The following is a 16,543-nucleotide window of genomic DNA, read 5'->3' on the forward strand; positions in this document are numbered from 1 at the left end:
TTCTGCCTCCTATCTCTCGCCTTTCCAAACGATTTCGCTAATATTGACAGATTTCGGTATCAGCTTGATTTTGTAAAATGTATCGGCTATCTGCTGCTGTGCGCGAATTACTTCGTCTGTTAGGGGTAGTACGTCATAGTCCCGTCTTTTTTCTGCCACTTCTAAAACACCAGCATCAATTCCCAATGCTGGGGAGAGAAATTTGGCAACTTCTGTAGGATTATTTTTTGCCCAGTCGCTTCTTTTTTTGACTTCTTCCAACACTGTTTTTAAAGCATCAGGGTTCTTGTCTACAAAAGATTTAGCCGCTAAATAATAACCCCGATTTGGTGCTAACCCAGTTGCATCAGTTAAGGTACGTGCGCCGGTAGCAGCCTGCGCCGCCGCTAAATAAGGATCCCAAATTGCCCAAGCATCAACATTGTTACCTTCAAAAGCCGCACGCGCATCAGGAGGTTGCAGAAAAGCTGGTTTGATATCTTTGTAATCTACTCCGCCCTTTTCTAAGGCTTTGACCAATAAATAGTTAGTATTGGAACCTTTTGCAACAGCGACTCGTTTACCTTTGAGGTCTGCAAGGCTTTGAATAGATGAGTTTTTCGGCACAATAATTGCCTCGGCTTTGATACTCCAAGGATCGTAAGCAACATAAACCAAGGGATTACCCGCAGCTTGGGCAAAAATTGGTGGGGATTCACCTGTGTAGCCAAAATCAATACTCCCAGCGTTCATTGCTTCTAACATTGGGGGGCCAGAAGGAAATTCTGCCCATGTTACCGAAGCACCACTAGCTGCAAAGGCTTTTTCCAAATCTTGTTGTGCTTTAATCGCACTGAGAATAGTTGCGGCTTTTTGATAGCCAATGCGAACCACCACACCTTGATTTGTCGCGGTTTGATTTCCTGTTGGTGTTGCGGTAGAGTTACTGGCATTGTTAGTAGAACACGCAGATATCACCAGCGTTAACATTAACCCGCAAGCAAAGAATAAGGCAAATGTATTAATTCTCCATACTTCATAATTCTGAAGAAAGCTGCTGACAATCTTCATAAGTCGATTTGATAAATACTTGAGCAACATCGGTAACATTCAGGCTATAAGTATAATCAATACTACGATAAATCGAGCAGTTTACCGTTATTTTGATAGAATATTCACACAGATCAGCAGCAAACGCAAGCTCCAAGAAATTATGTTTACTGCTGAAACACTGAATTTGACCTAAAATTTGTCCGAATATACAAGCATTTGGGACTTACCCGTCAACACCCGGTCTCCTTTGTGCGTAAGTCCTGAGAAACTAGTGTCTGGTGGAAATTAACTTAGACACAGGTAGTATTTTCGACATTCTCTCAAAAAGCTAAATTGTCGCAAAACTCTGACAGAATCTAGTTTCCGCGTTTTATTTAGACAATCATATTGCTTTTCTAGCTGATTTGTGGGAAATTCTAATTTGATCACTAAATACTGTAAATCGATAAATTTTTAGTAGTTTAGTGAGTGCATATATAAAAAACGGTAGGCAGAGAAATTCAGCCTGAATACTGGTAAATAGATTTTTTCTACATCAGGGACAGGAAATAGGAAACTCTCTACATCTCCAAACAGAACTTCTTTAACGCATTATGTTGCCGATGATGCGCCATAAGTGAGCAATGTTTACAGGAAATTACCTGTAGCTCTAAATCATATTGACTTTTTTTAATTTAGGAGCAAATTTGATGCAATTTGAATCTGAGTCAACAAATCAAGCTCAAAACGAAAACCAAAATTCTCCAACTCGCCGTTCATTGATAAAACGCTTCAGCAGACGTTCATTTATCAACCGCACCACTATGTTAACGGCAACTGGTGTGGTTGCAGGTATGATGGGTTCCACGTTTTCGTCTTTCAAAAAAGAAGGTGTTGTTCAAGCTAGAGAACGAGATATTGTTGGGCGGTTCAACTACAACAAGTTTGTTGAAAAAGCCTACCGAGTCAGACTTGAAGCTGCAAGACTAGAACGGAGTTTTCCCATTCCACCACATCCAACTAACGGTGATGAAGAGAGGTATGCCAACAAAATTGGCAGCGACTCTAGAGGTTTGCCCCACAACCAACGAGGTGAAGTCAATCTCAACGCTTACAACTCTTTGATTAGCGCACTAACCAGCCAAGACCCCAATCAGTATGAAAAGATTATTTTGGGTGGCACAAGAAAACTAGTTAACCCTCAAGGGCCGCTGGCAATCAGCCTTGAAGGCATTAATGCTGCTCAGATAGCAGTACCACCACCACCAGTTTTAGCTAGTGCTGCACGCGCAGATGAAGCAGTGGAATTATACTGGCAAGCTTTACTGCGTGATGTGCCTTTTTCTAAATTTCAAAACAATACAGATGACTCCAAAGTGTTGGCAGCTGTTGAAGAGTTGAACAGACTGTCGGCTTTTTACGGGCCAAAAATCAATGGTCGTGTCACCCCACAAACTTTGTTTCGCGGTAGTGTCAGCTATGTCGATCGCTCTGATCGTTCCGGGAGAACTGCAAAACACGTAACTCCTCCAGGGATATTAAACGGCCCTTACATTTCCCAATTTTTATTGCGGAATATTCCTTGGGGAACCCAGTATATTTTGGCAGTAATTCGGACTGCGCTCCCTGGTAATGATTTTCTCACCAATTTTAACGAATGGCTGACTGTCCAGAATGGTGGCAATTCTGGCCGAGCGATTAATTATGATCCCAAACGCCGTTATGTATCTACTGTGCGTGATTTGGGAGAGTTTGCCCATATTGGTGGCGCTTTGTATTACGGAGCTTCTTTACTACTCAGTTCCCCAGTTAGTTTGAGTGACCCACTGATTGATGGTGGAATTGGCGCACCGTTGAATCCGGGTAATCCTTATGTCAATTCTCGGACTCAAGTGGGTTCTAATGCCACATTTGCAGTTGGGCATTTGCAAGCACTGTTAAATTTGGGAACATCACGGGCAATTCGAGCCTCATATTGGCAGAAGTATTATGTACACCGCATTTTGCGACCAGAAGCATACGGTGGACTAGTTTATAACAACATTGTCAATAGCACTCAATATCCGATTCATCCTGAGATATTGAATTCCCAAGCTTTGGCAAGAACTTACAGCAACTTTGGTACTTATTTGCTACCGCAAGCTTATCCAGAAGCAGCACCGTTACATTCCTCATATACAGGTGGTGCGGCGGCGATCGCAGGTGTTAATGTGACATTATTAAAAGCTTTCTTTGATGAAAATCATGTTATTCCTAACCCAGTAGTACCCGATCCCAACGACCCAACACAGTTAATTCCCTACACTGGTGAACCATTAACAGTGGGTGGTGAATTGAACAAGCTGGCAACAAATTATGCCATTGGTCGAGGTCACGGCGGTATTCACTGGCGGACTGACGGTGCAGCTGGTTTAGCTTTAGGTGAAGAAGTGGCTATTAGCCTCTTGAGAGATGAAAGATTGGGTTATAACGAAGAGTTCCGAGGCTTTACCTTTACTAAATTTGACGGTACAAGAGTTACTGTTTAACTTGATTAGTAGTCAGAAATAAATGCGATCGCTGCTAAATAAGCGATCGCATTTATTAAATCTAGAAAAAAATTAATTAGATGTTTTGTAAATTAAAAATACAGAACCAATTGCACCACCATTTTCTAGATAAATTTTTCCGTTGTAATATAATCCGGGAGAACCACCGCCATCAAATAACATTCCTTCTTGAATTTTACCTAAACAGTTATTACGGGAGATTCCAGCTAAAACATCATCAAACATATCTGGTAGTAACTCTTGATTTACTGGCAAAGCTTCAATGACTGAATTAGCTTTTAAGTCATTCACTAATAAAATTACATAACCTTTACTTGTTGTCGCCACCATAGAACGATTTGTCACTTGCTTACAGGCAAATTCTCCTAAATCTTGACAGATATCTTTAAATTTACCTTGACGATAAAATCTGCCATTACCACCAACCAAATTGTAATTTAGAATATTGTTACTTCTTCTTCCCGCCTGAAGTGTAGCTATTCTTTCTTGGGGTCTCCCTCCAGAAATCCCAAAAGAAGAACGCCGATTTTTAAATGCGCCAGAATATTCAACTCCGCGAGAAATATTTAAGCCTTGTGGTTTATCATCGGTGCCTATATAGTCAGCATTAATTGCGGCTAGAGGTCGTTGGCCATTTAACTGAGAATTTGCATCAGTAATAATTTCATTAAATTGCTTTGGTACATAATTTCTGATGAATTTTCCCTGTTTATCTTTAGCATAAAGTTTATGAGATAAACCCACATTGACTTTAAAATCTAATTTTGGTGATTTAGGATTAAAAATAATCACATGATTAATGCCTTTGGCATATTTCTGACCTTGATTATTAGCTTTGAAAAATTCAATACTGAATTGAGGATTTTCACCAGGACAGGTTTTTGCTGCTTTTGTTGATGAATTCGCGGTATCGTCTTTACAAGCTAATAACAAATTTATCGTCATGATAAATATAGATAAGAAAAATATTTTTTTGATCCACATACTAAGATAATAAAAACCCGCTACAGAACGACTATAGCGGGTTATAATTCAAAATACCAATTTCGGATTACTTAGAAAATCCATTCGGGAATGGCTTCTTCTTTAGTGTTAGTATTGCGAGATGGTGTTTCACGATTGAACTTCATGTGAATTGAGCGTGTTTGCTCACCATCAGCAGCAACTGCCAAAATTGGGTAGTCAATTAAACCATCTTGGAAGGACATTTGGAAGCGGAATGTACCATCAGGATTCAGTTTAATTTCCCGACCACCAATTGTTACGGTAGCATCGGGTTCGGTTGCACCGTAAACAATCAATTCAGCATCGGCAATTAACCAGAACTGGCGAGGACGCATTGGTACGGCGGAAGCTGAGAAGCCTGCACCAGACATTCCCACACCTGACATATTTAAACCAGAGGTGGTGGGAACTGCCCACATACCTACACCAGATGGGAAGACGTAGGAACTGATAGCTTGTTCGGGACGTACAGAACCAGGTACGTGTTGCATGGAACCAAACAGAGAACCTGCAACCCGTTGTGCTTCGGCAGATTCTGCCAAGCCAAAGATTTGGTCGTAAATGGGGTTGCCACCATTTGCACCGGCTGTTGTTGCCAGTTTCTTGGCAGGTGGTACTAATTCGTACAGAGTTCTACCACGCAAGTCTTCTTCAAAGTTGACGGTGATGAAGACATCCTCAATCCAGTCAGATGGATACACAGGAGGAATGTGTACTTGGGCAGAACGAGCTAAAATTAACCAACGACCATCAAAAGTCCGATAACCGATATCAATGACATAATCGCGATCGCTTACAGGAATTGGTAGGTACCATTCTCTGGCTAGTTCATCAACAGGATATTCTTGGATGCTGTGGGGACTTTGATATTCAAGACTGATGTCGGTGACATCATAAATTCGCAGTGCCAACTGCTGTCCACCTTGCCGCCGCAGTTCTTCTTTATGATCATTGGGAATATCCCAATAAGTGTAAGCCCATTGCGGATCGCGTGGTAAAAGTACAATTCGACTTTCACCATAACCACCTGGTAGATCTGCGAGTAATTCATCAACATCAGCCAGAGAGCCACCAGTACGGTCTTCTTGACCAAGTTCAAATTTTGCTGCTTCCACGGTTTCCTGTGCCTCCAGTGAACGAGATGGACTAAGCGAAGCTTTACTACGCTGGACTTCTTGAATTGCTGCCAGCAATTGTGATTTACGCATTCGGCTATAGCGGGAGACGCTATATTCGCTGGCAACTTTACGTAGTTGCCGTAATGTCATCTCCTCTAGCGGTGGGCGTTCTTTTGCCATTAATTTGGCCTCCAGTAGTTTGAAAGGTAATTATCTCTCTGAGTTACAGAATGCTTTATAAAAAGTGCCATTCTTCTTCAGATGAATTTCTTATTCCTGACTCCTGGTTTTGCCCAGTTTTTAAAGTTTTTTAATTTGCTTTTAAAATGAGGGTCACTCCCTTTTAATTTCCTTAAATGCTTGGGTAAGCATTTTTCGGGATCGGAGGAGTCGTTTTGTTAAGTAAATATTAACCAGTAACCCTCGGTATTGATCAAGGGGTCTCAAGGCACTTTTTCCTAGCTTTTACGAATTTAATAGCTCTAGCGGGATCATATTGTCATAGAACTATGACATTTGCTTTTTTGAACAGAGCTTAAATGTTATTGTTTCATGACATTTAAGCTTAAAAAGCATTCAAACCCTTATGGACAAATGATCTCATCTCAAAATAAAGGCGATCGCTCCAGATTGAATCCCAGGAGCGATCGGCTAGTTGTGCCGCAAATACGTCAAAATCAAAACAACAGCGATCATCACTGACAATGCAGATAACCCAGAGCCTTCATACAGCCATTCTCGTTACTGATTTAGAGCGTTCCGAACACTTTTACAGCCGAGTGTTGGGATTATCAAAAATTGACCGATCCCTCAAATATCCAGGTGCATGGTATCAAGTCGGCAACTATCAAATACATCTAATAGTCGCATCCACTACACCAACCGATAACCCAAACGAAAAATGGGGACGTAATCCCCACATTGCTTTTGCTGTGGCTGATTTAGAACAAGCTAAACAAGAATTACTCAGTCACAATTATTCTATTCAAGCGAGTGCCTCCGGTCGCCCTGCCATTTTTACCCAAGATCCTGATGGAAATGTGATTGAGATCAGTCAACAGTAATGGAACAAGCTACTACCTACAGTTAAAAGCTTGTAATTAACAGTAGTGTGAGCCAAATATAGCCTCTTTCCCCAACCAATAAACACTATCTTTCTGCTAGGGAATAAAGGCAATTTTATTTGCATTTACTTGTGATAAAAGTGTCATATTTCCAGTTTTTATATCCACAGAAAAAACAGAATTTTTCGGACTATTATTGAGATTAGCAAGTGCAATAAGTTGACCAGAGGGAGAGAAAGTTAAGCTAAGTAAGTCATTGGATAAATATTTTCTATTGTATGTTAACCCTGCCACAGTAGTAATTAATAATTTGCCTGTAAGTAGTGAGGTCTTGTTAGGATCTAGCTGCACTAAAGTTGTTCTACCGTCTGAAGTCAAAATAGTCGCATAAAACTTACCATCAGGGCTAAGAGCTAGATTACTGAAGCGTAAATTTCGTGGCAATTCGGGTAATTTTAACTCATCACCAGAGGTGATTTTGCCATTGTTACGGTCAATCATTACTAGATAGAAAGGAGGAACGCCATTGTTAGCACTAGCAATTCCAATAAGTTTGTTATTTTTGGTTCCTAATACTCCTTCTATTGTATGATTACCATTTTTAAATCCTGATATTTTTTTAGCTGTTGATTTCTTAGATTTATTATCAGTAAATATAATTTTACTATGATTCCCTTTTTGGGTTGTTTCTACTGTAAGCATCACCATCGTGCCATCTGTAAAGCTAGTAAAACCAGTAATTCGGCTTGATTCAGTAGAAAACGCTCTTTTAGCAGTTTCAATTTTTGTCGTTAGATTATCAACAATACTTGCAGGAATTGCTGTACTTAATCTTTCACCACCAGTTGTTAAATCTAAAGACACTAAGGTAAATGCTGGACTGGTGTTTTCTAAATCTAGAGAGATTTTAGCGTTTTGCTGATTTTTGCTTGCAGGCAGTCTAACTCCGACTAGCGATCGCGCCTCTTGTGCTAAGGTTTTATTTTTGACGAGATTAACGAGCATATTTGTAGCCGCGCTGGCAATAACTAACTGACCAAATTGTCGACGCTTGATTCTTAGATACATAAATTAAAATCCTATGATTAATGCCAGTTGGATAAAAAGATTAGGTTTGAGCTAATTAATAGCAACACGATAAAGTTTCATCTCAAGTCTGCTAAAGAACGCATAATTTTCAGTTAATTTAGCAGAAATAAATTTGCTCTAATAGCAGATTTATGCTAAGTTTCTAGTCTGTTTAACTAGCTTATTATTGAATAATTAACAAACCGCAAATTTGCAGATATTATGTTTTCTTCTTAAGAAGAGATAACATACTGTAGTGAGTTACTAAACTATATTAGACTTCTTGCATAAATATTTTTTGTCTTGTATAAGGCTTTACTGACTTGCCGCATTTATCGCGGCAACAATCTAAAATTCCCATACCAATAATTACTTTTGCAAGATGTCTATTGATTCAAACCTAGCCTAAAATAGGGATTGAGGATGAGGGACTAGAGAAGAAATTACTCTCATACTTATTTAATTGATTTATCCTTGATTGTTAGATACTAAGTAAAAATCACTATATTTTTTGATGTATCCTTGTTAAGCTGTTAATAACAGCCATTTAGTTCAATCTAAATAAACCAATCAATAGCACTTTTCATCTACTCACATCAAAATATCTAAGTTAAAGTCTTGCTTATTTTTGATTACAAGCAGTCTTCAACTGAGTTGTTGTATGTCACTAAATAGGGAAATTCATGACTAGAAGCATTTTAGCTACTATATGACAGAATATTATCTGAAAGATAACCACAAAATGCTACTTAACTTTGATCTCAATATCATTATATATACTCTAAAGCAGATCATGATGCTAGTCATACCTAAACTTTAAAATATCTTTGCTAATTAGAGAGATTGCGTGTTGATAACTTGATAATTTAGGGAACAAATAATATCAGGATTCTTTGCTAAATCTTTACTGAAAATTATTATTTACCTTATGAACTTTTATGGTTTACAACAATTGGCAATTACAAAAAGCTTAATTCAGTAGCTTTGTGGCTGATGTTGGCACCATACAACTATTGATTATTAAATACTGACTGATGAAAATTATTGCTTACATTTATTATGATCCTCTCTTAGAATCTGTGCCTCAAAGCATTAATTGGCAATGGGATGTAGAACGAGTTTATGAAGATTTAGTTAAGAGAGATACCTATGGATACACAAAGCGATCACAATTACAACAACTAATCACAGACTGCCAAAATGAACCAGTAGAATATTTGCTGGTGCGTCGCTTGGAAGAATTGGGAGATACGGTAGAGGAAGTAAGCGATCGCTTAAATGAATTAGAAGCGATGGGTATAGCTGTAATTGCTACCGAACAAGCCTACACATCAGAGCAATCTCATTTCCGGGCTGAATTACTGAAATTACTCCAAGAAATCCAATATCAACAACGAAGTCGGCGCATCCGCCAAGGACACGCCCGCAATCGTTTAGAAGCAGCACCTCCCCCCGGAAAAACACCATACGGTTATCGCCGTGGTCAAGGTAAATACATTATTGACCGCAGTACCTCCCCAGTGGTGAAAGAGTTTTTCGATAACTTTTTACTCTACGGTTCCTTGCGCGGCGCAGTGCGTTACTTGGCAAAAAAATACGGAAAGAAAATTTCTGTCACTACTGGGCGACGCTGGTTAACTAATCCTGTCTATCGGGGAGATACGGCTTATCTCAATGGTGAAATTATCTCTGATACTCATACTCCTGTTATTTCCAGAGAAGAAGCTGCTCAAATTGACCGACTTTTGCGCCGTAATAGTCGCTTACCCTCTCGAACTGCAAGTGCGCCGCGTTCTTTAGCTGGGTTAGTTGTCTGCGGTGAATGTCAATCTCATACGACAGTCACTCGTGTTACTCGCCGCTATCAAGATAAAGAGTACCTTTATTTACGTCCTATTAGTTGTCCTCTCAATCCCAAGTGTCGAGCTATTCCCTATCAAGACATCTTAGAATCTACGATCGCTAAAGTTTGCCGTGATTTACCATTAGCAGTAGCCGGAATGAATTCTCCTGAACTGGATACAGTAAAAAATAGTTTAGGAGATGCGATCGCTCGTCAACAAGAAATTCTCGCTCAGTTACCTGCTTTAATTGAAACTGGCATTTTAGATGCAGAAACAGCAAAATTTAGAGAGTACAAACTCCGCACAGAAATCTCTGCACTCCAAGCAAAGCTGGCGACACTTCCCCCAGTTAATCTACGTTCTGTCGCTCAAGCCGTTTCTATTCCGCAATTTTGGTTAGATTTATCAGAAGCAGAACGACGCTTTTACCTGCGAGAATTTATTCGACAAATTGAAATTGTCCGTGAAGATAAAGAATGGGATTTGCGAGTGGTCTTTATTTTTTAGTGAATCATCAAAGACTTTCCATTAAGGTAATACACTTTTGCATTTGCTGACCCATAGTATCAACATCTGCATGAAATCTCCGGCCATGACCTGGTAAAACCCATTCAAAGGTGTAATTAGCCAAATTCCGCATTGATTTGATTTGTTCTGACCAAGAATACCAACAATGGTCACGAAATGCAGCTAATTGCTGCCTACTTTCTGACCAAGCAAGATGGTCGCCTGTGAACAAAAACTTATTTTTGTAGAGTAAAACTGTGTGTCCTTTGGTATGTCCAGGAACAGGAATAATTAATAAATCTGAATTTAATGCAAATGGGTCTATACCTGTTAGCTGAATTTCTACATTGCGAGTACCTCCAGAAATATCATCAGCGTGAAGAATTCTTTCACATTGAAAGTGTTCAGCATACTTTTGATGATCTGCTACATCATCTTGATGAGTCAAATACATATAACGAATTCCCCCCATTTCTTCTAGTTGCTTCACTAAAGGTGGGGTAAATCGGGGAGAATCCACCAAAATATTACCTTCTGATAATTGAATAAAGTAACTAGCAGCACCATAAGATTTTTCTGAATGATAGCCACAATGATAGACATTTTCTGCTACCAAAATCGGAAAAGTTTCTTGAGTATTTTTGATATCTTTAGGTTTTTCAACTGTCCCAATAGAACTTGTAGGACAAGCTAAAAGTGCTTGAAGTGCTGTTAATCTTTCTGCTGCATTATTTGGTTGATGATCAACTGCCGACTGTTCATCCACACGATAAAAAACTTCTGGACTCATCCAGCGACAGGTATCACAATCAATACAGGTAGTATCTACATAAAAATCGCCGTTAGTATTTTGGGGGCGACGCAGATCTAAATGAGCCATGTTAACCTCTTGGGCTGACAATAAACCCCAATAGCCCTAGGTTAGCAAATATGATTGTTCATTGAGATCAATTATTCGTAAACTACAAGATACCCGGCTTTTAAAAAGTCGGGTATCTGAGCCTCTCGATTTTTCTCAATCAAGCTAAACAAAAGTATGAACTTCTAAAATTCACACTTGAGAATTCAAACTTCATACTTTAGACAGTTGAGATGTCTTTTTCTTTTTCTGCCAATAATTCGTTAATTTTAGCTGTGTACTTGTCTGTTAGTTTTTGCAGTTTATCTTGTTGGTCTTTGGCTTCGTCCTCAGAAATTTCTGAGGCTTTCTCTTGCTTACGAATGGAGTCTAAAGCATCACGGCGGATGTTACGAATAGCAACACGACCTTCTTCTGCGTACTTAGCAGCCAGTTTAACGAATTCTTTACGGCGATCGCTAGTCAATGGCGGAATATTCAACCGAATCACCGAACCGTCGTTATTGGGTGTTAAACCCACATCAGAAAGAGAGATAGCCTTCTCAACAATGTTTAAACTGCTTTTATCGTAAGGTTGAACCAAAATTGTAGTTGCATCTGGCGTGCTAATATTCGCCAGTGATTTTAAGGGTGTTGGTGAACCGTAATAATCCACTAACACCTTATCTAAGAGACTGCTATTGGCGCGACCAGTGCGAATTGTATTAAATGCGCGTTGAGTAGACTCAACGGTTTTTTGCATCGTACTCTCAGCTTCAGCTAATTTCACAAGAACCTCCCACAAGGGTGCCGATTGATTCTCCCATGACTGCTCGGCGGATGTTACCTCGCACCGTTAAGTCAAATACAAGAATTGGGATATTGTTTTCTTTACACAAGGCAATCGCAGTACTATCCATTACCCGCAAATCATGAGTCAAAACGTGTGCGTAGGTCAGGGTAGTAAAACGTTTGGCGTTAGGATAAATTTGGGGGTCAGCATCGTAGATGCCATCTACCTTGGTGGCTTTAAAAATCGCTTCTGCATCAATTTCTGCGGCTCTCAATGCCGCAGCCGTGTCAGTGGTAAAGAAGGGATTTCCTGAACCAGCACCAAAAATTACCACCCGTCCTTTTTCAAGATGACGGATGGCACGACGACGAATATATGGTTCTGCTAACTCTTGCATAGCGATCGCAGTCTGTACCCGCGTCTGTACCCCTATTCGTTCTAGCGAATCTTGCAGCGTCATGGCATTCATTACCGTGGCAATCATGCCGATGTAGTCAGCGGTTGCCCTATCCATCCCCGCCGATGCCGCTTTCACGCCACGAAAAATATTGCCGCCGCCAACGACTATGGCGATTTGAACGCCAGTGGCTATCACCTCTGCTACTTCTTGTGCTACTTCTTTGACCACTTCTGGATCAATACCATAGCCCATGTTGCCCATTAAGGCTTCACCGCTTAGTTTAAGTAAAACCCGTCGGTAATTCGTTCCCATGAAGTTACGCTTTATCGAAAAAGTTGCAATTGCCTCCAATTTAAGATAGCAGCACAATGACTATATATGTCTAGTTGCGCCAAATCAATGAAGTTCCTACTGGTTCTGTTTCTTGCGGGTTAATTGCTTGACTTTTAAACCAAGAAGCGATCGCATTTCGCAAATAATCTTCTCTTACAGATGATGGCGCTTGCGGGTAACTATCAATTTGCCCTTTATAACGCACCATACCATTACTATCTATTAAAAAAGCCATCGGAGTTTTAATTGCGCCAAAACTCCGAGTAACATCTTGAGTAGAATCCCAAAGATAGGGAAAGTTTAATCTTTGATGTGTGGCAAAAGCTTTCATGTTGTCAAAGCTTTCTGTCGGGTACTTAATAGCATCACAGCCATTTATCCCAATTAGCGTAAAGCCACTCCCAGCAAATTCCCCTTGAATTTTTTTGAGCTTATCTAGGTATAAGTTGACATAAGGACAGTGGTTGCCAATAAAAACAACGCCAACTGCCCGGTATTTTTCTAAATAACGCCTGAGATGATGTACTCGCTCGTCAATTCCTGGCAGTTCAAAATCCGGGGCATAGCCGCCAACAGGAGTATGAATTGTTTCTAGTATTGTCATCTTCGTGAACCAGAAGGAACTAGGAACAAAAGTTTAGGTGAAATTTAGCGTCATTTTTCTGGCAGCCAACCACCCTATTGCAGATGCTCGATATCAAACGATTGTAGAGATCAACAGAGAAACCGTAAATTGTAAAACTACTGAATATCGAACCGTTGATAAATATATTACATTAAATCTATAGGGCAGTAATTTTAATATCTAGGTTTTCTCTACTTTCCAAGCAATTATCAATAAATTTAACTCAGTTTTTATACTTACCTTAAATTTAAAAAAGTGATTTATTTATCTCTTGATTAATTTTATTGCTAGTACACTCTTTACAAGCACCTCTACAATTTAAGATAAATTACCAAAAAGATTACGAAATATTAAAATTAGTAAATAAAAATACAGATTTCTGATGAATACTTCTACAACTGCTTTAACCGCAAAAACTTGGATGTGGCAGGGGTTCCCAATTTGCTATCAAACTCAAGGAACTACCGGGCCTGCCGTTATTTTAGTACATGGCTTTGGCGCTTCTGGGTGGCATTGGCGTAAAAACATCCCAGCACTAGCCCAAACTTGTCGGGTTTATGCCATAGATTTGCTTGGCTTCGGTGGTTCTGCTAAACCTCAGCCAGGAGAAAAAATTGCCTACACTTTAGAACTGTGGGGACAGCAAGTAGCAGACTTTTGCCGGGAAGTGGTGGGTGAACCAGCTTTTTTAGTGGGAAATTCCATTGGCTGTATTGTCGCCATGCAAGCCGCAGTTAGTTCTCCAAACATTGCCTTGGGAGTAGCGTTAATTAACTGTTCTTTAAGATTACTGCATGATCGCAAACGAGAAACTCTACCTTGGACTCGGCGTGTGGGTGCGCCAATTTTACAACGGGTATTGTCTATTAAACCAATTGGGCAATTCTTTTTTAATCAAGTTGCCAAACCAAAAACAGTGCGGAAAATCTTGCTGCAAGCTTACGCCAATGCAGAGACAGTCACAGATGAACTAGTCGATATTCTCACAGCGCCAGCCAAAGATCCGGGTGCTGTGGCTGTGTTTTTGGCATTTACTTCTTACTCCACCGGGCCGTTACCAGAAGACTTACTGCCATTACTATCTTGTCCGGCAATTATTTTATGGGGAACAGCCGACCCTTGGGAACCAGTAAATTTAGGGCGAGAGTTAGCTAACTACCCGTCAGTAGAAAAGTTTATACCCCTAGAAGGCGTAGGACATTGCCCCCAAGATGAAGCACCAGAGTTAGTCAATAGAATTTTACAAGATTGGATACAGAAGCGATCGCAAGTTTTAAAATCTCATTAACAGGCGATCGGCATAAACTGAGACTCTGATTCTATCTTTGATTGGCAAGATAAGTCGAATGACACACTGTATTTGTTCAAGCAATTCCTTTGGGTGTAATTCTATGGGATGTTATACAGAAAAATTCTGTTGAATACTCTAAATAGGAATGTTATACGGAAAAACTCTTTATAACATTAAGAGATAGGCAGAAAAATTCTATATAATTCTCCCGTGAAAGGTGATTATACGGAAAAATACAGTATAGTACCTAAATAAGAGGGTAAAAAAGAAGTTTTCCGCATATTAAGTCAAGATCTAGATGTAATGCTTGATATATCAAGACTGAGAAAAAGATTATACAGAAAGTTTCCGTATAATAAATAGTTATGCGGCTAAACGACACTGCTAGGGATATGAAAGGGATTGGGTTAAGTGAAGATTTATGATGGAAAACCACATAAGACTACTTCTGATGCCACAAATTATGAATGTAAATTCAATTTTGTTGTATCTTCTTGACTGTTCATACGTGTTCAAAGGGGAAATAGCACCCTAAAATATTAACTAGAGAGGGAAAGTGAAATGACTGGCGAGCCCAACTATGATCATATAAATAAATGCTTTGTTGGAAGTACTTTTAAGCAGGTAGGGGATGTTATCCAGCCGCTTTCTTTTGAGGAGTACATGAATGAAGTAACAAAAAAAGAATACAAGTCTAATAGTGAACTTTCACCACAACAAAAGGAAGAATCCTCTATTAGTGAGCTTGAGCAAAAGCCTGGTATTGGGAGCATGTCAACCGCCATTATTCCTATGGAGACAGGTGGCTGGACGCAATACTCCTTCAAAGAAAGTGGTCATCTTTGGGAAAGGCTACCTTATGTTAGAGTTACTGACACAATAGTGTGTCCCACAGGTGCAATCAGTTGTACAAACACTTATACTGTAAGTACGACAATGGGAGTGTCAGTAAATATATCATTAAACGACAAAGCCGCTGATACAATTGCTGCAACAGTCGGTTTTACTTGGTCGTGGTCTGTTACTAGCTCTACATCTTACAATTTCACTATTGCACCAGGTAGGCAAGGATACATAGCTTCATCTGGCGTTGGGCACCACGCCTGGGGAACTTTGAGGACTTATAATAATTTCGGCACAATAAGAGAAGAATGGGTGGATTGTATATCTCCAGATCCAAATGGGGAAGTACTTTGGAGTTTTATCTTCAATTAAGTTGCTTCAACGAGTTGAGAATCCATCTAGAACAGTCTTTGATCGATCTCTTGGATTGTAATCAAATTCAAAAATCAGGAACTTTACCTGTTAAGGGTTTCAGGAATTTTCCGCACCCCGAAGGATCGCAGCATAACAATTCGCTTGAAGCGGACTGCCGAAAGCTGTTAGTCCTGAGTTTGAGGTTAATTGCGGCCGATCAAGCGCACCGTTATGCCGCTTAAGTGCGATCGCTGCTCGCGTAGCGACTGTCTTAAAAGTCACAATCCCTAATGCTTCTTGAACTGACGGAAGAAGCGTTTCAACTGTCACAAGCCTTTCTGAATCAAAGCAATCTTCCTCAAAAAGCATCCAACGATGCTTTAACACATGGCATTAGCAACCGTCTATAACTTAGATTATCTGCTAACCTGGAACTGCAAGCACATGGCAAATGCTCAAATTCAGCGTAAGCTGGCGCAGATTAGTGTTGATATCGGTTATATATTGCCAGTTATTTGCACTCCCTATGAGCTTAGTGGTTATAATCCAGAGGTTTAGTCATGTATAAAAATGAAATTCTTGATGAAATTCACAAGTATAGAGAAGAATACGCTCAATGTTTCATTACGACTTAAGAGCGATTTTTAATGACTTGCAGCAGAAGCAACTGGCTCATAAAGATAGATTAGTTAGGTTGCCAATTAAGCGAGCGTCTAACAAATCACTGCACGCGAGACCGAAAGTTAGAACATCTTCATCCCCTGAAAGTTACTAGCGGCGTGTGAGTTGAGCCGTTAGTCAATGGAATTTTACAGGATTGGATACAGGAGCGATCGCAGATTTTAAAATCTAACTAACAAGCGATCGGCATCAGCTTACAATAAAGCCATAGACAAACCG

At 39.8% G+C, this 16,543-nt stretch carries 14 protein-coding genes; 6 read left to right on the forward strand and 8 right to left on the reverse strand.

The annotated features are described in order from the left end of the window. Positions 1–9: 9 nt before the first annotated feature. Positions 10–1,050 carry a sulfonate ABC transporter substrate-binding protein gene (locus AC504W_RS16215; protein WP_494873319.1) on the reverse strand — a complete coding sequence of 347 codons (1,041 nt, stop codon included), beginning with the start codon at positions 1,048–1,050 and terminating at the stop codon, positions 10–12. Positions 1,051–1,721: 671 nt separating this feature from the next. Between AC504W_RS16215 and AC504W_RS16220 the strand changes: the two genes are divergently transcribed. Beyond that, positions 1,722–3,539 carry a vanadium-dependent haloperoxidase gene (locus AC504W_RS16220; protein ID WP_494873320.1) on the forward strand — a complete coding sequence of 606 codons (1,818 nt, stop codon included), beginning with the start codon at positions 1,722–1,724 and terminating at the stop codon, positions 3,537–3,539. Between the two features lie 72 nt (positions 3,540–3,611). Here the strand turns inward: AC504W_RS16220 and AC504W_RS16225 are convergent, their stop codons facing one another. Both AC504W_RS16225 and AC504W_RS16230 read right to left on the reverse strand, forming a co-directional pair. Then, complete coding sequence (locus AC504W_RS16225; protein WP_494873321.1) at positions 3,612–4,544, reverse strand: phosphodiester glycosidase family protein; 933 nt, start codon at positions 4,542–4,544, stop codon at positions 3,612–3,614. A gap of 71 nt (positions 4,545–4,615) precedes the next feature. Next, on the reverse strand, positions 4,616–5,863 hold the full coding sequence (locus tag AC504W_RS16230) for a DUF4912 domain-containing protein (protein ID WP_494873322.1): 1,248 nt from the start codon (positions 5,861–5,863) through the stop codon (positions 4,616–4,618). A gap of 524 nt (positions 5,864–6,387) precedes the next feature. Between AC504W_RS16230 and AC504W_RS16235 the strand changes: the two genes are divergently transcribed. Next, positions 6,388–6,747, forward strand: coding sequence for a VOC family protein (locus tag AC504W_RS16235; protein WP_494873323.1), 360 nt, complete (start codon positions 6,388–6,390; stop codon positions 6,745–6,747). A 96-nt stretch (positions 6,748–6,843) separates the two neighbouring features. Here the strand turns inward: AC504W_RS16235 and AC504W_RS16240 are convergent, their stop codons facing one another. Next, positions 6,844–7,815 carry a hypothetical protein gene (locus AC504W_RS16240; protein WP_494873324.1) on the reverse strand — a complete coding sequence of 324 codons (972 nt, stop codon included), beginning with the start codon at positions 7,813–7,815 and terminating at the stop codon, positions 6,844–6,846. 1,034 nt (positions 7,816–8,849) lie between these two features. Here AC504W_RS16240 and AC504W_RS16245 point away from each other — a divergent pair. After that, positions 8,850–10,166 (forward strand): recombinase family protein, encoded by a 1,317-nt coding sequence (locus tag AC504W_RS16245; RefSeq protein ID WP_494873325.1) that lies wholly within the window; start codon positions 8,850–8,852, stop codon positions 10,164–10,166. Positions 10,167–10,173: 7 nt separating this feature from the next. On the opposite strand, the gene AC504W_RS16250 is transcribed toward AC504W_RS16245, so the two are convergent. From AC504W_RS16250 to AC504W_RS16265, 4 genes are all read right to left on the reverse strand, one after another. Further along, positions 10,174–11,046, reverse strand: coding sequence for an MBL fold metallo-hydrolase (locus AC504W_RS16250; RefSeq protein ID WP_494873326.1), 873 nt, complete (start codon positions 11,044–11,046; stop codon positions 10,174–10,176). A gap of 199 nt (positions 11,047–11,245) precedes the next feature. Then, positions 11,246–11,794, reverse strand: coding sequence for a ribosome recycling factor (gene frr, locus AC504W_RS16255; RefSeq protein WP_494873327.1), 549 nt, complete (start codon positions 11,792–11,794; stop codon positions 11,246–11,248). Continuing rightward, complete coding sequence (gene pyrH / locus AC504W_RS16260) at positions 11,781–12,509, reverse strand: UMP kinase (protein ID WP_096578023.1); 729 nt, start codon at positions 12,507–12,509, stop codon at positions 11,781–11,783. Before pyrH ends, frr begins: the two co-directional genes overlap by 14 nt. Before the next feature lie 70 nt (positions 12,510–12,579). Continuing rightward, on the reverse strand, positions 12,580–13,134 hold the full coding sequence (locus AC504W_RS16265) for a thioredoxin family protein (RefSeq protein WP_494873328.1): 555 nt from the start codon (positions 13,132–13,134) through the stop codon (positions 12,580–12,582). A 403-nt stretch (positions 13,135–13,537) separates the two neighbouring features. On the opposite strand from AC504W_RS16265, the gene AC504W_RS16270 reads away from it, so the two are divergent. The 3 genes from AC504W_RS16270 (at position 13,538) to AC504W_RS16280 (ending at position 16,201) form a co-directional block, all read left to right on the forward strand. Next, complete coding sequence (locus AC504W_RS16270) at positions 13,538–14,443, forward strand: alpha/beta fold hydrolase (RefSeq protein ID WP_494873329.1); 906 nt, start codon at positions 13,538–13,540, stop codon at positions 14,441–14,443. Positions 14,444–15,007: 564 nt separating this feature from the next. Beyond that, entirely contained in the window at positions 15,008–15,661 is a 654-nt protein-coding gene (locus AC504W_RS16275; protein WP_494873330.1) for a DUF6060 domain-containing protein, read from the forward strand. A 369-nt stretch (positions 15,662–16,030) separates the two neighbouring features. Continuing rightward, a complete protein-coding gene (locus tag AC504W_RS16280; protein WP_494873331.1) occupies positions 16,031–16,201 on the forward strand; it encodes a hypothetical protein in 171 nt (56 codons plus the stop codon). The last annotated feature ends 342 nt before the right edge of the window (positions 16,202–16,543 follow it).

This window comes from Nostoc sp. C96 (assembly GCF_059384975.1).

Excerpts from the sequence above, each read along its gene's own strand:
- AC504W_RS16215 (WP_494873319.1), bottom strand. The coding sequence starts at position 1,050 with ATGAAGATTGTCAGCAGCTTTCTTCAGAATTATGAAGTATGGAGAATT.
- AC504W_RS16220 (WP_494873320.1), top strand. The coding sequence starts at position 1,722 with ATGCAATTTGAATCTGAGTCAACAAATCAAGCTCAAAACGAAAACCAA.
- AC504W_RS16225 (WP_494873321.1), bottom strand. The coding sequence starts at position 4,544 with ATGTGGATCAAAAAAATATTTTTCTTATCTATATTTATCATGACGATA.
- AC504W_RS16230 (WP_494873322.1), bottom strand. The coding sequence starts at position 5,863 with ATGGCAAAAGAACGCCCACCGCTAGAGGAGATGACATTACGGCAACTA.
- AC504W_RS16235 (WP_494873323.1), top strand. The coding sequence starts at position 6,388 with ATGCAGATAACCCAGAGCCTTCATACAGCCATTCTCGTTACTGATTTA.
- AC504W_RS16240 (WP_494873324.1), bottom strand. The coding sequence starts at position 7,815 with ATGTATCTAAGAATCAAGCGTCGACAATTTGGTCAGTTAGTTATTGCC.
- AC504W_RS16245 (WP_494873325.1), top strand. The coding sequence starts at position 8,850 with ATGAAAATTATTGCTTACATTTATTATGATCCTCTCTTAGAATCTGTG.
- AC504W_RS16250 (WP_494873326.1), bottom strand. The coding sequence starts at position 11,046 with ATGGCTCATTTAGATCTGCGTCGCCCCCAAAATACTAACGGCGATTTT.
- pyrH (WP_096578023.1), bottom strand. The coding sequence starts at position 12,509 with ATGGGAACGAATTACCGACGGGTTTTACTTAAACTAAGCGGTGAAGCC.
- AC504W_RS16265 (WP_494873328.1), bottom strand. The coding sequence starts at position 13,134 with ATGACAATACTAGAAACAATTCATACTCCTGTTGGCGGCTATGCCCCG.
- AC504W_RS16270 (WP_494873329.1), top strand. The coding sequence starts at position 13,538 with ATGAATACTTCTACAACTGCTTTAACCGCAAAAACTTGGATGTGGCAG.
- AC504W_RS16275 (WP_494873330.1), top strand. The coding sequence starts at position 15,008 with ATGACTGGCGAGCCCAACTATGATCATATAAATAAATGCTTTGTTGGA.
- AC504W_RS16280 (WP_494873331.1), top strand. The coding sequence starts at position 16,031 with ATGGCATTAGCAACCGTCTATAACTTAGATTATCTGCTAACCTGGAAC.